The organism is Mycobacterium sp. NGS50 (assembly GCF_059812545.1).
In genome coordinates this window covers 59,400-78,116 of sequence record NZ_JCALCW010000003.1, presented here as the reverse complement: position 1 = coordinate 78,116, position 18,717 = coordinate 59,400, and the positions used below count along the sequence as shown (strand labels likewise).

Genomic DNA, 18,717 nt, shown 5'->3' with positions numbered 1-18,717 from the left:
TGGTACACCGTGAGCAGCGGCAGGTGTGAGGAGGCGTTGATGCGGATCGGGATCGCGGGTGCCGGCGCTGTCGGCAGGTCCGTCGCGCAGGAGTTACTGGACGGCGGGCACAAGGTTCTGCTGATCGAACGCAACCGGGCCCACTTCGAACCGCACACCGTGCCCGCCGCCGACTGGCTGCTGGCCGACGCCTGCGAACTGGCTTCGCTGGAAGAGTGCGGTATGCAGACCTGCGACGTGGTGATCGCCGCCACCGGCGACGACAAGGTCAATCTGGCGACGGCGCTGCTGGCGAAATCCGAGTTCGGGGTGCCGCGGGTGGTGGCGCGGGTCAACGACATGCGCAATGAGTGGCTGTTCACCGAAACGTGGGGTGTCGACGTGGCGGTTTCGGCGCCCCGCGCGATGGTCGCCGGCGTGGAGGGCGCCATCGATGTCGGCCACCTGGTGCCGATGATGGGCCTGCGCCGCGGCCAGGCCAATGTGACGAAGCTGACCCTGTCCGCAGACAACCCGCTCGTCGGGAGGCGGGTGAGCGAGTTGGCGTTGCCGGACAACGCGGCGCTGATCTCGGTGCTGCGTGGCGACGGGGTCATCCTGCCGCAGTCCGATGAGGTGCTGCAGGACGGCGACCAGGTGCTGTTCGTCGCAAACAGCACCGCCGAGAACCGGATCCGCGCTGCCCTGGCCGGTAAGCCGAAGGGCTGGGCCGTTGGCTGAGACGACGGAAACCGAACGGGTCGCCAAGGCCGATCTGGCCGCGAGCATCGGGTCGACGGCACTGATGGCGGCCGCCGCCCAGGTGCGGGGGGCCGCCACCGGAGTGATCGATGACCCGTTCGCCGAACCGCTGCTCAAGGCCGTCGGCATCGAGCAGTACCAGCAGATCGCCAGCGGTCAACAGGACCCGTTCGACGAATACGACCTGCGCAGCCTGACCATCGATCTGCTGGTGGCCGGCAGCCGGTTCTTCGACGACGTCCTGGCAGAGGCGGGACGCGCGGGGATCCGGCAGGTGGTGCTGCTGGCCTCGGGTTTGGACACCCGCCCCTACCGGCTGTGGTGGCCGGCCGGCACCAAGGTGTACGAGCTGGACCAGGCCGAAGTGCTGGAGTTCAAGACGCGGACGCTGCGGGATCTGGGCGCCAAACCGACCGGGCACCGCCGCGCAGTGGGCATCGACTTGAGTCAGGACTGGCCGGTCGCGTTACGCCAGATCGGTTTCGACGCCGTGCAGCCCAGCGTGTGGATCGCCCAGGGACAGCTGCTGGGTGTGCTGGCACCCGAGGTGGGGGATCAGCTGCTGGACGGGGTCAGCGCATTGAGTGCCGCCGGCAGCCGGTTCGCCGCGGACCTCACCGTCCCGATCAGGCCATACGCGCATGACGTCGACGGGCGCCAAGACATCGCCGGGCATCTGCACACCCGGGGGTGGGCGACCGCGCCGGTCAGCGCCGCCGAAGTGTTCGCCGTGACCGGCCACCAGCCCTGGCCGGTGAGCAGCGGCCGCCCGCCGATTCAGTACCTGCGCGCCGCCAGGCGCTGACTCAGCGCGCGTTGGCCAGTGACCTGCGGGTCAGGTCTTCGGCGATCTGGCATGGATCCGGGAACGGTTTGCGGTCGAAGCTGACCGACCATTCGATGAAATCGTCGCCGAACGCGACGGCGACCTCGCAGATATAGTCGCCCAGCTTCGGGTGGTGGGCGACACCCAGGAATCCGTCGCGGCCGTCGATGGTGACGTCCTCGGTTCGGGTCCGCGACATCTCCTCGACCTTGCGTTCCCGTCCGATCGGGCTGCCGCGATACCAGGCAAAGGTGACCCGAGGCCAGGAGACGCCGCCGACCAGCCACTGACAGCCCGTCGCGTTCTGGCCGGTGTTGATCAGCCCCCGGGCCCCGGTCAGTTCCGCTATCGCCTCGTCGCCGACACCGCCGCACAGCGGGAAGAACGGGCCGTGCCGGGTGTCGGTGGCCGGCCCCGGCGAGGTTGTCGACGCGCCCGACGGGTTTCCGGTGGGCGCGCAGGCCACGACCGGGACCAGGGACATGGCGACCACGCATGCCAGCGTGCTGCGTCGCATCGCGGTCTTAGCCACGCGATGCACGGTAGCCTGCGCCCGCATCGGCTGCTACAACGGCGCACCACCTGGTCGACGACGCTGTCGACCAGGTGGCGCGGTCCTATCTGGGGACCGGGGTCAGCCGGCCATGAATTCGCTGTACGCCGACGCCAACCCGGGTGGGAGGACGTTGGTGTTGCACTGGCGTTGCGCCTCACCGATCGGCGCCAGGATGCCGCGCAGCTCGTAGTACTCCTGCGGATGCGCGGTGAAGTAGCTGCGGACATCGGCAGCCGCCTCCGGACGCGGCTGCGCGATCGCCGCACTCACCACGGCGTTGGCGCCGGGATGGCTGCCCAGATACTGCTCAGCCGAGCCCTGCACCGAGCTGACGGTGTTGGACAGCCCGGCGGGGCTGCAGTCCGGCGCCGCCGACGCCGCCGGTGCAACAAGCAGCGCGCCGGCCACCGCGCCCAAAAGGCATCCGCCGGCGGCGAGGTTGACGTGTCGGCGCGCGCGGGTACTGAAGATGTTCAGCATCGTGTATTCCCTTCAAAGCGAGAATGTCTCGGATTCTGCTATCTCAAAATCCATGGGCCCCCGTCCCGAAACCCAAGGTACGCAAAACCATCCGATGCGCTACGGGTCGCGCAGTGCGCGGCGACCGGGCTCTGACACTGCGGGTGCCACCTGCGGGGGAAGCACGGTGGTTTGCACCGCAGGTGCGGACGAGGCGGATAAGGGAACAGTGAGGGCGATGACGCGTTCTTAAACTGTGCGGTCGCCTCTTAACCAACGGCGCAACTCGATGGAATGCAATCGTTACCTAGTGGCGGGAGGCATGAGCGACGGCGTCCCGGATCGGGCCACGCCACAGGTCGCCGTGACCGGGTGCCAGCAATTCGGCGTCCACGGACGCCAGCGCCGCCAGGCTGCGCACGGTGGCGTCCTGGTCGTGGCTGAAGACGGCCGGCAGCAGCTGGGGTCCGCTGCGGGGCAGCAACGGGTGCCCGGTGACCAGGGCGTCGCCGCTGGCCAGCACGCCGTCGACCAGGTAGGAGCAGTGTCCGCCGGTGTGTCCGGGGGTCGGAATGGCAGCCGGACGTCCGGGCAGGGTGGCGGCGATGGCGGCGGTCAACGGCTCTGCGGACGGAATTCCTTCGCGGTTGAGGCCGCCGCTGCGCAGCACGTGCAGGGACCAGACCGCCCAGCGCGGCCGCCAGATCCGCAGCGCGACATCGATCGGGGACGCCTGCTCGAGGTAGTCCCGCTTGGCGTGGCCCACCTCGTCGGTGTGGCAATACACCGGTGTGCCATGGCTTTTCGCCAGCCAGATGGCTGATCCCAGGTGGTCGATGTGGGCGTGGGTCAACAGCACAGCGCGGACGTCGGCCGCACCGTAGCCCAGGCAGCGCAGCGAATCCAGAACGTCGTCGCGGTCACCGGGATATCCGGCGTCGATCAGCAGGACCCCGGTGTCGTCGGTGACCAGCACCCAGTTGACCGCCACGCCTTGGGCCAGGTGTACGACCTCGGTGACCTGTGTGAGCGTCGGTGCCATGCGGCCGAGTGTAAGCACACCCGGGCGCAGCGGGTCGCCCGAGGGGAATGGGCGATCGCAAGGGCGGCGGAGCCGGGCGCAGCGGGTCGCCCGTGGGGAATGGGCGATCGCAAGGGCGGCGGAGCCGGGCGCAGCGGGTCGCCCGAGGGGAATGGGTGATCGCAAGCGCGGCGGAGCCGGGTGGGACGGGTCACCGGCGGGCAAAAGGGTAGAAATGACGTGTGGCTGAACTCAAACTGGGATACAAGGCGTCGGCTGAGCAATTCGGGCCGCGTGAACTCGTCGAGCTGGGTGTTGCCGCCGAGGCGCACGGCATGGACAGCGCAACGGTCAGCGACCACTTCCAACCGTGGCGCCATGACGGCGGACACGCACCGTTCTCGTTGGCCTGGATGACCGCCGTCGGGGAGCGCACCAGCCGCATCACGCTGGGCACCTCGGTGCTGACGCCTACGTTCCGCTACAACCCCGCGGTGATCGCCCAGGCGTTCGCCACCATGAGCTGTCTGTACCCGGGACGCATCTTCCTGGGCGTGGGCACCGGCGAAGCCCTCAACGAGATCGCCACCGGCTATGTGGGCGAGTGGCCGGAGTTCAAGGAACGGTTCGGCCGGTTGCGGGAATCGGTGCGGTTGATGCGCGAACTATGGCGCGGTGACCGGGTCGACTTCGACGGCGAGTTCTACCGGCTGAAGGGCGCGTCGATTTACGACGTGCCCGAGGACGGGGTGCCGGTCTACATCGCGGCCGGCGGTCCGGCGGTGGCCAAGTACGCCGGCCGGGCCGGTGACGGGTTCATCTGTACCTCCGGCAAGGGCGAGGAACTCTACAAGGACAAGCTGATGCCCGCGGTCCGTGAGGGTGCGGCAGCCGCCGAGCGCAACGTCGACGACATCGACAAGATGATCGAGATCAAGATCTCCTATGACCCGGATCCTGAACTGGCACTGAGCAATACCCGGTTCTGGGCGCCGCTGTCGCTGACCGCCGAGCAGAAGCACAGCATCGACGACCCGATCGAGATGGAACGCGCCGCCGACGCGCTGCCGATCGAGCAGGTCGCCAAGCGCTGGATCGTCGCCTCCGACCCCGACGAGGCCGTCGAAAAGGTCGGGGAATACCTCGGATACGGACTCAACCACCTGGTGTTCCATGCGCCCGGTCACGACCAGCGCCGCTTCCTGCAACTGTTCGAAACCGACCTGGCCCCGCGGCTGCGACGATTGGGCTGAGATTTCACCTGTCAACGGCGACGGAGCTGCGATGAACGAGCCGATCCGAGATCCACGGATGGGTACGAGTTTCGGCCACTACCGGATACTCGGTCTGCTCGACCGGGCCGGCGTGGGGCAGACGCATCGTGCCGTCGACACCAACAACGACCAGATGGTCGCGCTGACGCTGCTGCCGCCCAGTGCGCGGCGGGAGAGTCTCGATCGTGAACTGCGCATCGTCGCGGGTCTGGCTGAATCTCACATCAGCCCGATCCATGAGTGGGGCCGCATCGACGGTGTGTGTTATGTGGCAACGCGTTTCGTACCCGGTGAGACTTTGCAGTCTCGGGTGGCGACCTTCGGCCCGATCGAGGCCGGGCAAGCGGTTGCGATCACCGAGCAGATCGCCGCGGCCTTGGATGCCGCGCATGGCGCGCGGTTGACACACCGGGATGTCCGGCCGCGCAACATCCTCATCGGCGACGACGGCAGCGCCTACCTGCTGGGTTTGGGCATCAGCGATGCGGTGCCACGGGCCGCGGATCCCGGTTCGTACGCGTATGCCGCACCGGAGCACTTCCGCGACCAGCGGCTGACCAACCGGGCCGACGTGTATTCGCTGGCCGGTGTGCTGGCTGAAATGCTGACCGGTGACCGTCCCTTCCCCGGTGCGCGCACCGTCCGCCAGGTGATCCAGGCTCAGCTGACCGGGGCTCCACCCAAACCCAGTCAGATACGCCCGCACGCCATCTCGCCCCGGTTCGATGCCGTCATCGCCAGAGGCATGGCGAAGAACCCAGGTCATCGATTTCCCACGGCCGGGGACTTGGCGCGGGCCGCTCGCGACGCCCTGACGCCCGCCGGTGACGGTGCGACCGCGCTTCAGCAGTGGCGCAGTCCTACCGCGCCGCCGGCCCGGGTCGCCGAGCCGACCGCCGAGCCCGCCGCGCTGCCGTCCTGGGCCACCGCCCCGGCCTGGTGGAAACCCAAGCTGCTGGCGGTGGTCACCGCCATGGCGGTGCTGCTGCTGATCGCCGGCGGCGTGGTCGCATGGCGGGTGGCCGGCCCGGGCAGCGACCGTTCCGGCGGTTCCTCCGCGACGGCGGCTTCGGACGACTATCAGCGCGAGGTGCTGCCGTTCAGCGGTCTCACCGGCCCCGAAGGCGTCGCGGTGGACAAGTCCGGTGGTGTCTACGTCAGCAATATCGACAACGATCGCGTGATCAAATTGGCAGCCGGAGCGGCAGACCAGACCGTGTTGCCGTTCACCAGCCTCAAGGAGCCCTACGGCCTCGCGGTGGACGGCGACGACAACGTCTATGTCGGCGACACCGACAACGACCGGGTGCTCAAGCTGACGCCCGGCGCGGCGGTGCAGACGGTGATGCCGTTCACCGGACTCAAACGTCCGATGGGTTTGGCGGTGGACGGCTCGGGGACCGTCTACGTCGTCGACAGCGGTAACGACCGGGTGCTGAAGCTGGGCGCCGGGTCGACGACCCAGAAGGTGTTGTCGTTCACCGGACTGGAACGGCCCAAGGGAGTGGCGGTGGACTCCGGCGGGAACGTCTACGTCGCCGACACCGGCAACAACCGGGTGCTGAAATTGGCCGAGGGCTCCGGCACCCAGAGCGTGCTGCCGTTCACCGGGCTGAAGGACCCGTCCGGTCTGGCCACCGACACCTCGGGCAGCCTCTACCTCACCGACGGCCCCCGCGTGTTGCGGCTGGTCGCCGGCGCCACGAAACAGACCGTGCTGCCCGATCACGGGCTCGGCAACGCCCGGGGGGTGGTCGTGGACGCGTCGGGTGATGTGTATGTCACCGACTACGGCAACGATCAGGTGGTCAAGATGGCCGCGAGCTGAACCGGCTTGGCGCCGACGGGTCGGTGCGCCGATCGCTGGCATACTCGGTGCAATGACCTCGACCCGCCCGGCGGTGATCCCGCCCGAACGGGTCGGACCGCTTCGACCCAGCGAACTGGCGCAGGCGTCGGTGATGGGCGCGCTGTGTGCGGCAATCGCGATCATCGCGGTCGCCCTCCCGCACGGAGGGTTTCTGGGACTGCTCGGCACGGTGCCGCTGGGGCTCCTGGCCTATCGCTACCGGATCCGGGTGATGATCACCGCGACGGTCGCCGCCGGGCTGGTCGGCTTCCTGGTGGCCGGCTTCAGTGGCTTCCTGACGGTAGTGCTGAGCGCCTATGTCGGCGGGCTGGCCGGAATCGTCAAACGCCGCGGCCGCGGCACACCGACTGTGATCGGGGCATCCATGGGCGCCGGTGTCGTCATCGGTGTCGTGGCGGTCGTCGCGTTGACCGTCCTGACCCGGCTTCGCGAGTTGGTGTTCCACGTGATCACCGCGACCGTGGACGGAATCGTGGCGCTCTTCGCGTGGATACCGCCGCTGCGACCGGCCGCGCAGTTCGTCCGGCGGTTCGTCGCCGACGCGCTGGCCTACTGGCAGTGGCTCGTCCTGGGATACGCCGCCGTCATGGTCATGGGCGCCTCGGTGATCGGTTGGTGGGTGCTGTCGCGGGTGCTGCAGCGGCTGCGCGGCATTCCCGATGTGCACAAGCTGGACGCGCCGGTCGACGGCGGGCCGATCCAGCCCGTACCGGTGCGACTGGACCAGGTGCGCTTCCGTTACCGGCACGCCGAGCACGACGCGCTGCGCCCGGTCAGCCTGGACGTGCGGGAGGGCGAATATCTGGCGGTCACCGGTGAGAACGGAGCCGGGAAAACCACGCTGACGCTGATCCTGGCGGGCCGCGAACCGACGTCGGGCACGGTGGAACGCCCTGGCGCGGTCGGGCTCGGTCAGCTCGGTGGCACCGCGGTCATCATGCAGCACTCGGAAAGCCAGGTGCTGGGCACCCGGGTCGCCGACGACGTGGTGTGGGGATTGCCACCCGGCAAGACCACCGACGTCGGCCGGTTACTGCGTGAAGTCGGCCTGGACGGCCTGGCCGAACGCGACACGGGCGGCCTGTCCGGCGGTGAACTGCAGCGGCTGGCGGTGGCCGGGGCGCTGGCGCGGGAGCCGGCGCTGGTCATCGCCGACGAGGTCACCGCCATGGTCGACCAGCCGGGTCGGGAGGCGCTGCTGTCAGTGCTGTCCGGGCTGACCGAGCGCAACCGAACGGCCCTGGTGTACATCACCCATTACAACGACGAGGCGGCTTCGGCCGACCGCACGTTCAATCTCAGCGCGTCTCTGGACAACACCGCCATGGTCGAGACCGCGCCCGCGCCGGCGCCGACCATCGCCGTCGGCCACACCTCGGACGCGCCGATGCTCGAAGTCGCCGGCGTCGGCCATGAATACGCCCCTGGCACTCCGTGGGCCAAGACCGCGCTGCGCGATGTCAGCTTCGTGGTGCATGAGGGTGACGGGTTGCTGATCCACGGCGGTAACGGTTCGGGCAAGTCGACGCTGTCGTGGATCATGGCCGGATTGACGAAACCCACCACCGGCGCGTGCCTGCTGGACGGGAGGCCCATCAGCGAGCAGGTTGGCGCGGTCGCACTGAAGTTCCAGGCGGCCCGGCTGCAGTTGATGCGCAGCCATGTGGACCTGGAAGTGGCCTCGTCGGCCGGGTTTTCGCCGGACGACCACGACCGGGTGACCGCGGCGCTGGCCGTCGTCGGCCTGGAAGCCGCGGTCGCCAAGCGCCGCATCGACCAGCTCAGCGGCGGCCAGATGCGCCGCGTGGTGCTGGCCGGGTTGCTGGCGCGTTCGCCGCGGGCGTTGATCCTCGACGAGCCGCTGGCGGGGCTGGACGCCGCCAGCCAGCGCCGGCTGCTGCGGCTGCTCGCGGACCGGCGCCGGGACACCGGGATGACGGTGATCATCATTTCGCATGACTTCGGCGGGGTCGAGGAGTTGTGCCCGCGCACCCTGCACCTGCGTGGCGGCGTGCTGGAACCGGCGCCGGCCGGGGGGATGACGTGACCACGACCGCGCCGGCGCAGCGCCCGGCCCCCCGCCCACCGCGCCCTGTTGTGCTGCTGCGGCCGGTGCCTGGGCGCACCGTCATCCACGAGCTGTGGGCAGGCACGAAACTGCTGATTGTTTTCGGTCTTTCGGCGTTGTTGACGATCTTCCCCGGATGGGTGGTGATCGGCCTGGTCGCCGCGCTGGTGCTGGCGGCCGCGCGGGCCGCGCATATTCCCCGAGGGGCACTGCCGTCGATGCCGCGCTGGCTGTGGATCTGGCTGGCCATCGGCGCTGCCATCTCGGCGTTGGCGGGCGGTACTCCGGTGATCCAGGTGGGCACGGTCGCCCTCGGATTCGGCGGAGTCCTGAACTTCCTGCGTTTGACCGCGTTGACGATTGTGTTGCTCGGCCTGGGCGCGATGGTGTCGTGGACCACGAACGTCGCCGAAATCGCCCCGGCAGTAGCGATTTTGGGTCGGCCGCTGCGGTGGCTGCGGATTCCTACCGACGAGTGGGCGGTCGCGGTGTCGCTCGCACTGCGCGCCTTCCCGATGCTGGTCGACGAATTCCGGGTGCTCCTCGCGGCCCGCCAGTTGCGGCCCAAACTGTTACCGCGGACCCGGCTGGCCCGGCTGCGCCGACGGGCGGGAGGGGTGATCGACCTGATCGTCGCGGTCGTCACCGTGACGCTGCGGCGCGCCGACGAGATGGGCGATGCGATCACCGCCCGCGGCGGCGCCGGTCAGATCGCGGCCAACCCGGCGCGACCGAAACTGGCTGACTGGATGACACTCTCGATCGTGTCGGTAGCGTGCGCGGCCGCCTTGGCAGCAGACCTGATGGTGGGCGGCTAGCTTTTAGAACACGCCGGGCAGTAGATCCGCGAGGATGTTGGTGAGGTCGGCCGTGAGGTCACCGCCGGTGATCGCCCCCGGCAGACCCAGGTCCGACAACACACCGCTCAACAGCGACTCCAGATCGAGCGTCGGATCCGGCGACAGCAGGCTCGGCAGATCCGAGGAGATCGGCGCGAAGCTGCCGAGCACCGCCAACATGTCTTTCGCCAGGTCGTCGAAGAAGGTCGGGACGGAGCCACCGGTCAGGCCGAGGGTGGGGTCGAGCGTGAGTGGATTGGAGATGCCCAACTGCTGGAAGATGTCCTCGTTGGGGTTGATGCCCAGGGTGTTGAGGATGTCGTCGATGGAGAACGACGGCAACGGGATGGTCGAACTGTCGCCGAGGCCCAGGGTGTCGAGGACTTGGCCGACGGTGATGCCGGTGGAATCGCTGAGGCCCAGGGCGTTGAGGATGTCGCCGACGTTGATCGATGAGGTGGTGGACAGCCCCAGCGCGCCGAGGATGCTGCTGAGGCTCAGCGTGGAGCTGTCGCTGAGGCCGAGATCGCCCAGGATGGTGTTGAGGCTCAGCGATGGAACGCTGATCGTGAGATCACCGTTGGAGTTGACGCCGAGGTCCGAAAGGATGCTGCTGATCGAGATGCTGATCGGCGGGACGCCGATACTGCCGCTGGGGTTGCCGATGCCCAGGTCGCTGAGCAGCTGACTCAGGGTGATGCTCAAGCAGTGACCGAAGATGCAGCCGACGTTGACGCCAGCGTTGACGTTGATGCCCAAGATGCTGAAGATCTGGTCGAGGGAGAACCCCACACTGGGGATTCCGAAGCTCAGGCTGCCATCGGGGTTGATGCCGAGGTCGCTGAGGATCTGGGTGACCGGGATCGAGATGGACGGCGGCGTGATGCTGGAGCCGCTGTTGATACCCAGGTCGCCCAGAATGGTTCCGAGGCTGATGCTGGCGTCGCTGTTGATCCCGAGGTCGCCGAGGATGGTGCCCAGGCTGATGCCGGAGCTGTCGGAGATCCCGAGGTCGCTCAGGATGGACCCGACGCTGATGCCGGAGCTGTCGGACAGGTTGAGGTAGCTCAGCACCTGGCCGACGTTGAGCGACGGCAGGATATCGCCGGTGGCGGAGATGTTCAGGTCGCCCAGGAGCCCGTTGATGGTGAGCGGACCGCCGGGCGTCACGCCGAGGTCGCCCAGGATTTGGTTGAGGTTGATGCTCAAGTCAAGGTTGCCCGAAACCAGCGGCAGCGAACCGGTCGTCAGATTTGCCCCACCCAAGTTCGCGACCTCGTCGGCGAGAGTGTTGCTCACCTGCTGGAGGGCGTTGAGCGTGCCGGTGGCTGCGCCGTCGGCGGTGTTGGTGAGCAACCCCAGTTGCGAGGAAAGCAGTTCGGAGCCAACGGCTTGCGGGTAGCCGTTCAGGAAGGCATACAGGATGGTGCTGGGTGCATTTTCCAGGTCGACGAGGGCCCCGGAGTAGTCGTGGCTGTCGAGCGCCGACGAGATGTTGTCGAACACGGCGGTGGTCGCCGCGGAGGCCGCGTTGGTTGCGTACCCGGTGCTGGTGAGTAGCAGCGCAAGCTCGGTGAGCAGGGAGACCGGGTTGGTCACTGCGTTCGAGGCGCCGGTCGCCAGGTCGTGCGACAGCACGGTGAAACCCGCCGCGATATCGGGGTCGCTCACCCAATTGCTGCTGCTGAACACCGATTCCAGGCCGTGCCAGTTGGCCTCGGTGGCACTGAGCAGATCCGACCAGCCGTATTCGGTGTAGTCGGTGAGCTGGACACCCCGATGCTGAACGTCGGACAGCGCCGGAACTGTGGTGACCGGGGGGACGGCGATCAGGCTGACGCCGGCAATGGCGATACCCGCGGTGATCCAGGGAAGAAGGGTGCGCTGCATGACGGCCTCCATTTTGCGTGCCGATCCAACGCGCCCACAGTAACTTACGATTGACTGAGATGCAAAATTAATTTTTAAGTATCGCCAGGCGTGCGGGCCTATCAAACTCGTGGATGGCAAATAGTACAAGTTGCTGCCGTGCAAAATGACAACGCACGTTGTTTTAGCTGCTCACTGGACGAATATATGACACGTCCATCGGCGCTACGCGGCCAAAACAGCTAAAGCTGATAATGTCCTGAAAGTAGCTGAGAGCGTGGACCTGGAGTTTGCTCGCTCGGCGGATCGCCCCTCCCCGGGATGCGCCCGGAGGCCCCGCTGGTCGCTCAACTGCTGCGCTATGTCGTGGCCGGCTCAAAGGGCCTGCGGCGCAACACCCTTGCAATGGACATCTGACCCGGCACCGAAGCCCTGCGGTGCCACATCACGGCAACAGTCACGGGCCGACTTTGACCGCGACCCGAAACGCCGCTGTCAGCTGGCGGTGAACACGCCATTGAGGGCCTCCGCCACCAGGTTCGTCCAGTCCAGTGGCAACTCCGCGGTGAACGTGAGCGGCGTACCGGAGAAGATGCCGGCCGCGAGCGAGTCGAAAAGGGTCCCCAGATTCATGACCGGATTGTCCGCCAGGAAGTTGCCGATCGCGTCGCTGTTGACGGTGCCGGTCACCGGGGCCGCCAGGCCCGCGATGCTACCCAGAATTGCCATTTCGTTCTGGGTCAGGTCCCAGGTGTAGGCGGGAACTCCCGACTCGATGATGCCGGGCAGGTTGAACGTGTCGCCGACATCCGTCGGGATGGTGGGAATGGTCGGAATATCCGACAGCGGAATGGTCGGGATATTGGGGATGCTGGGGATCGTGAAGCTGACGGTGTCGATTGCACTGATATTGACGCCGGGGATGAGGTTGATGGCGCCGATGATGCCGTCGATGGCGCTGATAAAGGGGTTGACGGTGTCGGTGAGCGTGTTGCTGAGCGGGGTCAGTGTGCCATTGATCAGGCTGATGACGTCACTGTTGACGGTGCCGATGAGGGTGTTGGTGGTGGTGATGACGGTGGTCAGGGCGCCGTTGAGGGCGGGGATGGCGGTACCGTTGATGAAGCTGATGACGTCGCCGATGACCGGTATGGTCGCCAGGTTGAGGTTGAAACTCAGCGTGTCGGGGCCCAATACGGTCAGCGGACCGGTTCCCACCGGAGCAGTAACGCCGCTGCCGGGCACCGTCGAGGTTACCGTCAGCAACTCGTCGGAGAGGGTCTGCTCGGTCTGCAGCAGCGACGCCAGGGTGCCGGTGTGCAACGGCACCGTTCCGGCGAAGGTCGCCGCGCCACCGTCGCCGAAGCCGGTGGTGTCGGTGGTGATGGCGGCGTAAGGGTTGGTGAGCAGGCCGAATTCGGGAGTTATCGCGACATTGTCGTTGGCGTTGAACGGCGCGTTCAGCGTGTAGCCGTCCGGAATATTGGCGACCGTGCCGTTGAGTGGGTCGATGCTGGTCGATTGCACCGGATACCCGTTGAGGTAGGCGTTGATCAGTGTGGTGGGTGCCAGCGACAGATAGTTCCCGATGGTGGTCACGTCGGACCCGATGGTCGCGAAGTCGGTCTGGACCGTGCTCATCGAGAAGCTGCCACCGGTGAGCAGGTTTCCGAATTGCGTGAAAATGCCGTTGAATTGCGTGTTGATGTCGTTGATGGCCGGCAGCATGTTCTGGTAAACGCCGGTCCAGGCCACCTGTGCCGCGTTCTGCGCGAACCCCGAGCCGAGCGCGTTCTGCAGCAGCAGAGTCACCACCGACACCGGGTTGAGCACCGGGTCGGCGTAGAAATTCGGCAGCGGCGGAAGGGTTCCGCTCGGATCCAGCGCGCCGTGCTGTGCGGCCACTGCCGCGCCGTAGGCGGCCAACGCCTGCAACTCCGTCGACAGGTCGGTGAACACCTGGGGCAGGCCTTGGCTGTACACCGCCGTCGGTAGTGACCAGATGGCGGTGGTGTTGTTGAACATGTCCACCAGGCCGTTCCAGTTGGCTGTGGTGTTGGCGACCAAGTCGTTCCAACCGACTTCGGGGAAGGTGAGGTCGCCGTGTTCCACGGCGCTGAGTTGGACCGCTCGGTGCTGAAGGTCGGGGGGTGGGGCAGCGACCGGATTCGCGGCGAGGACGGCGGTGCCGGCGACTGCGATAGCTGCGGTGATCCAGCGGCGGGAAGTGTGCTCCATGGTCGGCTCCTAGCTGTACGCGAATCCGATCTGAAACAATAACTTGGATTGACCTGAGAAACGAGAGCATTTTCAAAGGAATTTTCAATCTGACCGCGCGCCGACTTTTTTGGTCACTACGCGGGTAAATCGTCCATTTTTGTGGACAAACGGGCTGGTTTCTGCGGCTACTTCTCACAGCCAGCCTGGGCATAATGTGAGTTATAAATTAACGTGCCTTAATATTTACTTGGTTTTGCTGCCGCTGCGGGAAACGGCGGCGTATGGCGCCCGGGGGATCGCCGTGAGTGGGCGTCGGCGCCTCAGAACGTGGACATCGGACGCACGGCGTTGGCCATGTCGACCAACGCGTAGCGGTGGGCTCGGGTGGGTGCCACCCGCGCCAATCCGCGCAGCGCAGCTTCCACCCCCAGCCGAAGGCCATGATCGGTGAAGGGGAAACCGAGGATGTGGTTGGTGCTGGCCTCATGGTCGGCCAGCCAATCCATCGCCGAACCCAGCACCAGGGCACGGATCTGCAGCACCCGAGGCTCGGACTCCGGCAGCGCCTCCACGCGCTGTGCGGCGTCGCGAATGTCCGTCTCGGTGATGTCGTTGGTGGATCGGCCGGACAGCAGCATCATCGCGCTGGTGAGTCGTGCGGTGGTGAAATGCCGTGAGGTGGCGGGAACTTTGTCGAGGGTTCCGACCGCCGTCGCCCGATCGCCCTCCACCGACAACGCCCGGGCCAGCCCGAAGGCCGCCGAGATGACGCCGTCATCGGTGTTCCACACGTTCTGATAGAACTTGCGCTCATCGGCGGTACCGGCGAGTTCTGCGGTGGCGGCCAATGCCACCTTGGGGGCCAGCTCGCCGGGGAACATGTCGAGTATGTCGACGAAATGCTTGCTGGCCGAGTCGAAATCGCCGGTGAGCAGCGCGGCGACCCCGCGGAACCAGACCAGTCGCCACTGCCACCCGACCCGCTCGGCCAACTCGTCGAGCCGCTGGGTGGCCTTGCTGACGTCGCCGAGATCCAGCAGCGCGCGCACCTCCATCAACGGCAACTCGACGGACTCGGCCAAGTCGATGCCCTCGGAGTCCAGCGCGCCGTGGCGGACCGCACGCAGCGTGTCCAGGCTTTGCACCGGTTCGCTGAGCACCGTCGCCGACAGCACGCGGGCGGCGACATCGGACTTGTCGACCACCGGGACCTGCAGCGCGGTGATGATCTCGCGGGCGGTCAGCTTCTCCGAATGCACCTGGCCGTCGACGTACACATCGGTGTGTGCCACCAGCAGATCCACCCCGAAGGTGGAACGTGACCGGGTGAAGATACCGGACAGACCCGGTCGGGGCACCCCGCTGTCCTGGGCGACGACTTCGCGCAGCACACCCATCAGCTGTCCGGACATCTCCTCGGCGGACGCGAACCGTCGCCGCGGGTCGGGGTCGATGGCCCGGCGCAGCAACCGGCCGAATGAGTCGTAGGTGGTCAGCACCGGGTCGTCCTCGGGCAGCCCATCGACGTAACGACCGTCGCTGGTGCGCAGTTTCATCGTCAACGCGGCCAGGGTGCGGCCCACCGTGTAGATGTCGGTGGCCACCGTCGGCCCGGTCCGCACGATCTCGGGTGCCTGATAGCCCGGGGTGCCGTACAGGTAGCCGAACGAGTTGATCCGCGACACCGCTCCGAGGTCGATCAGCTTCAGCTGCTCCTCGGTGAGCATGATGTTCTCCGGCTTCAGGTCGTTGTAGACCAGGCCCAGCGAATGCAGATACCCCAGGGCGGGCAGGATTTCGAGCATGTAGGCGATGGACTCGGCCACCGGCAGGTTCACCCCGCGACCCCGTTTGAGCGATTGCCCGCCCACGTACTCCATCACGATGTAGCCGACCGGTTCGCCGTGGGCGTCGGGGTGCTGGACGAAGTTGAAGATCTTGACGATCCCCGGGTGCGTCACCTCGGCCAGGAACTGTCGCTCGGCCATGGCGATCGCCTGCGCCTCGGCGTCACCGGCATGGACCAGGCCTTTGAGCACCACCGGGCGGTCATTGACGTTGCGGTCGACCGCCAGATAGACCCAGCCCAGTCCACCGTGTGCCACGCAGCCCTTGATCTCGTACTGGCCGGCTACCGTGTCGCCCGGTTTGAGTTGGGGCAGGAACGAATACGGACTGCCGCAGTACGGACACCAGCCTTCCGAGGGGGCCTGCTCGGTTTGTGAGCCGTCGGGGCCGGACCGCCCCACCGGCTTGCCGCAGTTCCAGCAGAACCGTTTGGCCTCCGCCACAACCGGATTGGTCATCAGAGCGGCGAACGGATCTATCGAGGGAGGCCGCGGTATCTCGACCAGACCGCCACCCAGCCGCCGGGTCGGAGCAACCGGAAGCGGTCTGATCGGCGAATTCCGTTGTGGCTCGGTACCGACGGTGGGGCCGGTCTCATCAGAGTCCGTGTCCAGACGCGGGCGGAAGATTGCCGACGTCGCCATCGGGCGACGCATCGACGCCGAGTCGACCAGCATGTCCACCGGCTGTGTGCCCGGGCCGGTGTCCTGGTCGGCAGCGTCGAAAGCCTCGCCGGCCTCGGCGGCCGGGCCCGGGTTGTCGTCGTCGCTGCGCATCAGTCGGAGTATTCCGGGGTCGGGGGCGGCGGTGCCGGGCCCAGCACCGTCAACCACTTGCGGTACAGGGTGTTCCAGGTCCCGTCGCGGCGGATCCGTTCCAAGGTGCCGTTGACGAACCGGACCAGCCCGGTGTTGTTCAGGTTGATCCCGATTCCGTAGGGCTCCTGGCCCATGTTGGGCCCGACGATGTGCAGGTAGGGGTCCTGGGACATCAGCCCGGCCAAGATGGTGTCGTCGGTGCTGACGGCGTCGACCTGGCGCTGCTGCAGCGCCACCAGACAGTCGGCCCAGTTCACCACCGACACGATGATCGGCGCGGGCGCGATTTCCCGGACGCGCCGCAGCGAGGTGGTGCCCTTGGCGACGCAGACCCGCTTGCCGGGCAGGTCGGCGGCCTGCCTGATCGCCGAATCACGCGAGGTCAGGATGCGCTGGTTGGCGGTCAGGTAGACGGTGGAGAAGTTCACCAGTTTGCGCCGCTCGCAGGTCATGCTCATGGTCTTGACCACCACATCGACCTGGGATTTCTGCAATGCGGTGACGCGTTCGGCCGACGACAGGATTCGATACTCGACCTGCGACGGGGAGCCGAAGATGTCGCGTGCCACCTCGCCGGCGATGTCGACGTCGAATCCACTGATCTGCCCGCTGATCGGGTCCCGGAAGCTGAACAGGTTGCTGCCGATGTCCAGCCCGATGATCAGCCGGCCGCGGGCGTGGATGGCTTCCACGGCGGCCTGCGCCTCGGCTTCGGTGGCAAACGGGCGCAGGCTGGCGGTGCGGTCGCAGTTCGGCGTCTGCTGCGGCGGCTGCGGGGGTTCGGGCGGCAACTCCTGCATCCCGGCCGGTGTCGGCGGTGCCAGCGTCGGCACCGACGACGTCGTCACGTAGTCGGCATGCCCGCACCCGGCCAGCACCAGCACCGCGCCGAGCGCTGCGCACAGGAACGCGGGGACCCGGGCCATCACCGGTACTCGCTCAGCCGGGGCCACAGACCCAACGCGACCGCGATGGCGGCGCCCAAACTCAGCACGGCCCCGCCGATCGGCGCCACCGACAGAACGCGGCGGGCGTTGAGGATGTCGTTGCGCAGTTGGGTGCGGCTCTGCTGCATGGCTTTGTCCAGCGCACCTTCGAGCTGGTTGAAGGCGGGAGTGGAGTCGTCGGGCGCGGTGCCCAGCGCCACCTGGGTGGCGGCCTGGTAGTTGCCGACCGAGATGTAGGAGTTGATCCGGTCGTTGGCCTGTCGCCATCGGGTCAACAGCTGGTCCGCGTCGGCCAGGTCGGTCTTGTCGACGGTCGCATTGCCGGACATGTAGCTGGTGAGCTGCTGATGCATGGCATCGATGCGCTGGTAGAACGTTTGCTTGCGGGCGTCTTCGTCACCGCGCCGGATCAGTGACAAGGTCTCATCGGCACGCGCCTGCTGCGCGGTGATCGACAAATTGGTGATCGTCTTGAGCGAGTCGGCCGCGGTGTCCTTGGCGGTCCGGCTGCCGGCGGTGGAGATGCCCAGGGCGGTGCCCACCCAGATGACCATAACCAGAATCGCCAACGCTCCCGCGATCAGACCCGGGTTGATCCGGCGGCGGGTGTGCCGGGCCAGCCAGCGGTGCGCGAAGGCGCCGAAGATCACCGTGGCGCCGACGATGAGGATGACCGGTGCGGGCACCCGGGTCGAGGCGGTCGTCTCGCTGTCCACCCGGGCCGCGGTCGCGGCATACAACTGCTGGGCGTCGGGCAGGATCGTCTGCTGCATCAGCGTGGACGCCTCCGACAGATACGACGATCCGACCGGGTCACCGGCCCGGTTGTTGGTGCGGGCGATCTCGATCAGTCCGGTATAGGTGGCCAGCTCGGCGTTGATCCGGCCGAGCAACTGCACCAGCGGCTCGTCGGTGAGGCCGCTGGACGCCCGGGTCACCACCACCGCGGCATCGGTGATCGCCTGCTCGTAGCGCTGCCGCACCACGCGGGGCTCGGCCTGCGCGATGAACGCGGTGGCCGCGGCGGCATCGGCCACCGACAGCGTCGTATAGAGCCGCCCGGCGGCGTACGCCAGCGGCTCGGTGTGGTTGAGCACGGTGGTCAGCGTGGTCTGGCGGTGGCCGATCGTCGTCGAGGTGGCGAACGCGCTGATCCCACCCAAAACGGCCAGGACAATCCCGATGGCCAGGATCCGGCCGGGGGTGGTGGTGGCGAACCACCAGCGTGAATGTGCCCGCGCAGCAGGCGACGGCGACCCCAGCGGCTCGGTCGACGGGTGCGCCAACTCCACGGTCACGGTGTTCGGGCCTCACCTTTCAGCTCCGCAGTGGGCTTTGCCGCCAGCCCACCAGACCATTTT

14 protein-coding genes are annotated in these 18,717 nt (G+C 67.2%); 6 read left to right on the top strand and 8 right to left on the bottom strand.

Going from position 1 to position 18,717, the window contains the following annotated elements; genetic code table 11:
- Positions 1-39: 39 nt before the first annotated feature.
- Both AC5Y36_RS03395 and AC5Y36_RS03390 read left to right on the top strand, forming a co-directional pair.
- Positions 40-720: a potassium channel family protein gene (locus tag AC5Y36_RS03395; protein WP_500039438.1), complete on the top strand. Its 681-nt coding sequence runs from the start codon at positions 40-42 to the stop codon at positions 718-720.
- Entirely contained in the window at positions 713-1,546 is an 834-nt protein-coding gene (locus AC5Y36_RS03390; protein WP_500039437.1) for an SAM-dependent methyltransferase, read from the top strand. Before AC5Y36_RS03395 ends, AC5Y36_RS03390 begins: the two co-directional genes overlap by 8 nt.
- 1 nt (position 1,547) lies before the next feature.
- Here AC5Y36_RS03390 and AC5Y36_RS03385 read toward each other — a convergent pair whose 3' ends face one another.
- From AC5Y36_RS03385 to AC5Y36_RS03375, 3 genes are all read right to left on the bottom strand, one after another.
- Complete coding sequence (locus AC5Y36_RS03385) at positions 1,548-2,084, bottom strand: DUF3558 domain-containing protein (protein ID WP_500039564.1); 537 nt, start codon at positions 2,082-2,084, stop codon at positions 1,548-1,550.
- Positions 2,085-2,201: 117 nt separating this feature from the next.
- Positions 2,202-2,603: a heme-binding protein gene (locus AC5Y36_RS03380; protein WP_500039436.1), complete on the bottom strand. Its 402-nt coding sequence runs from the start codon at positions 2,601-2,603 to the stop codon at positions 2,202-2,204.
- 286 nt (positions 2,604-2,889) lie between these two features.
- Positions 2,890-3,624: an MBL fold metallo-hydrolase gene (locus tag AC5Y36_RS03375; protein WP_500039435.1), complete on the bottom strand. Its 735-nt coding sequence runs from the start codon at positions 3,622-3,624 to the stop codon at positions 2,890-2,892.
- 221 nt (positions 3,625-3,845) lie between these two features.
- Between AC5Y36_RS03375 and fgd the strand changes: the two genes are divergently transcribed.
- Genes fgd through AC5Y36_RS03355 form a run of 4 tightly spaced genes read left to right on the top strand, consistent with a single transcriptional unit; the run spans position 3,846 to position 9,633 of the window.
- Entirely contained in the window at positions 3,846-4,856 is a 1,011-nt protein-coding gene (gene fgd, locus AC5Y36_RS03370; protein WP_500039434.1) for a glucose-6-phosphate dehydrogenase (coenzyme-F420), read from the top strand.
- 31 nt (positions 4,857-4,887) lie between these two features.
- Positions 4,888-6,705, top strand: a complete 1,818-nt coding sequence (locus AC5Y36_RS03365) for a protein kinase domain-containing protein (protein ID WP_500039433.1) — start codon at positions 4,888-4,890, stop codon at positions 6,703-6,705.
- 52 nt (positions 6,706-6,757) lie between these two features.
- Positions 6,758-8,794, top strand: a complete 2,037-nt coding sequence (locus AC5Y36_RS03360) for an ABC transporter ATP-binding protein (RefSeq protein ID WP_500039432.1) — start codon at positions 6,758-6,760, stop codon at positions 8,792-8,794.
- Positions 8,791-9,633 (top strand): CbiQ family ECF transporter T component, encoded by an 843-nt coding sequence (locus AC5Y36_RS03355; RefSeq protein WP_500039431.1) that lies wholly within the window; start codon positions 8,791-8,793, stop codon positions 9,631-9,633. The genes AC5Y36_RS03360 and AC5Y36_RS03355 overlap by 4 nt, the downstream gene beginning before the upstream one ends.
- 3 nt (positions 9,634-9,636) lie before the next feature.
- Here AC5Y36_RS03355 and AC5Y36_RS03350 read toward each other — a convergent pair whose 3' ends face one another.
- The 5 genes from AC5Y36_RS03350 to glnX all read right to left on the bottom strand — a co-directional run bounded on the left by AC5Y36_RS03350 (position 9,637) and on the right by glnX (position 18,654).
- The gene (locus tag AC5Y36_RS03350) at positions 9,637-11,544 is read right to left on the bottom strand and encodes an autotransporter outer membrane beta-barrel domain-containing protein (protein ID WP_500039430.1); all 1,908 of its coding nucleotides are present in this window, start codon (positions 11,542-11,544) and stop codon (positions 9,637-9,639) included.
- A gap of 474 nt (positions 11,545-12,018) precedes the next feature.
- On the bottom strand, positions 12,019-13,761 hold the full coding sequence (locus tag AC5Y36_RS03345; RefSeq protein ID WP_500039429.1) for a hypothetical protein: 1,743 nt from the start codon (positions 13,759-13,761) through the stop codon (positions 12,019-12,021).
- A 302-nt stretch (positions 13,762-14,063) separates the two neighbouring features.
- Positions 14,064-16,268: a serine/threonine-protein kinase PknG gene (locus AC5Y36_RS03340; protein ID WP_500039563.1), complete on the bottom strand. Its 2,205-nt coding sequence runs from the start codon at positions 16,266-16,268 to the stop codon at positions 14,064-14,066.
- A 98-nt stretch (positions 16,269-16,366) separates the two neighbouring features.
- Positions 16,367-17,335, bottom strand: a complete 969-nt coding sequence (locus tag AC5Y36_RS03335; protein ID WP_500039428.1) for a glutamate ABC transporter substrate-binding protein — start codon at positions 17,333-17,335, stop codon at positions 16,367-16,369.
- On the bottom strand, positions 17,335-18,654 hold the full coding sequence (gene glnX / locus AC5Y36_RS03330; protein WP_500039427.1) for a protein kinase G-activating protein GlnX: 1,320 nt from the start codon (positions 18,652-18,654) through the stop codon (positions 17,335-17,337). Before glnX ends, AC5Y36_RS03335 begins: the two co-directional genes overlap by 1 nt.
- Between the last annotated feature and the right edge of the window lie 63 nt (positions 18,655-18,717).

What these genes read in the sequence shown, in the direction of transcription:
- AC5Y36_RS03365 (WP_500039433.1), top strand. Translation starts at nt 4,888, where the DNA reads ATGAACGAGCCGATCCGAGATCCACGGATGGGTACGAGTTTCGGCCAC.
- AC5Y36_RS03360 (WP_500039432.1), top strand. Translation starts at nt 6,758, where the DNA reads ATGACCTCGACCCGCCCGGCGGTGATCCCGCCCGAACGGGTCGGACCG.
- AC5Y36_RS03345 (WP_500039429.1), bottom strand. Translation starts at nt 13,761, where the DNA reads ATGGAGCACACTTCCCGCCGCTGGATCACCGCAGCTATCGCAGTCGCC.
- AC5Y36_RS03340 (WP_500039563.1), bottom strand. Translation starts at nt 16,268, where the DNA reads ATGCTGGTCGACTCGGCGTCGATGCGTCGCCCGATGGCGACGTCGGCA.
- AC5Y36_RS03335 (WP_500039428.1), bottom strand. Translation starts at nt 17,335, where the DNA reads ATGGCCCGGGTCCCCGCGTTCCTGTGCGCAGCGCTCGGCGCGGTGCTG.
- AC5Y36_RS03380 (WP_500039436.1), bottom strand. Translation starts at nt 2,603, where the DNA reads ATGCTGAACATCTTCAGTACCCGCGCGCGCCGACACGTCAACCTCGCC.
- AC5Y36_RS03395 (WP_500039438.1), top strand. Translation starts at nt 40, where the DNA reads ATGCGGATCGGGATCGCGGGTGCCGGCGCTGTCGGCAGGTCCGTCGCG.
- AC5Y36_RS03350 (WP_500039430.1), bottom strand. Translation starts at nt 11,544, where the DNA reads ATGCAGCGCACCCTTCTTCCCTGGATCACCGCGGGTATCGCCATTGCC.
- AC5Y36_RS03385 (WP_500039564.1), bottom strand. Translation starts at nt 2,084, where the DNA reads ATGCGACGCAGCACGCTGGCATGCGTGGTCGCCATGTCCCTGGTCCCG.
- AC5Y36_RS03375 (WP_500039435.1), bottom strand. Translation starts at nt 3,624, where the DNA reads ATGGCACCGACGCTCACACAGGTCACCGAGGTCGTACACCTGGCCCAA.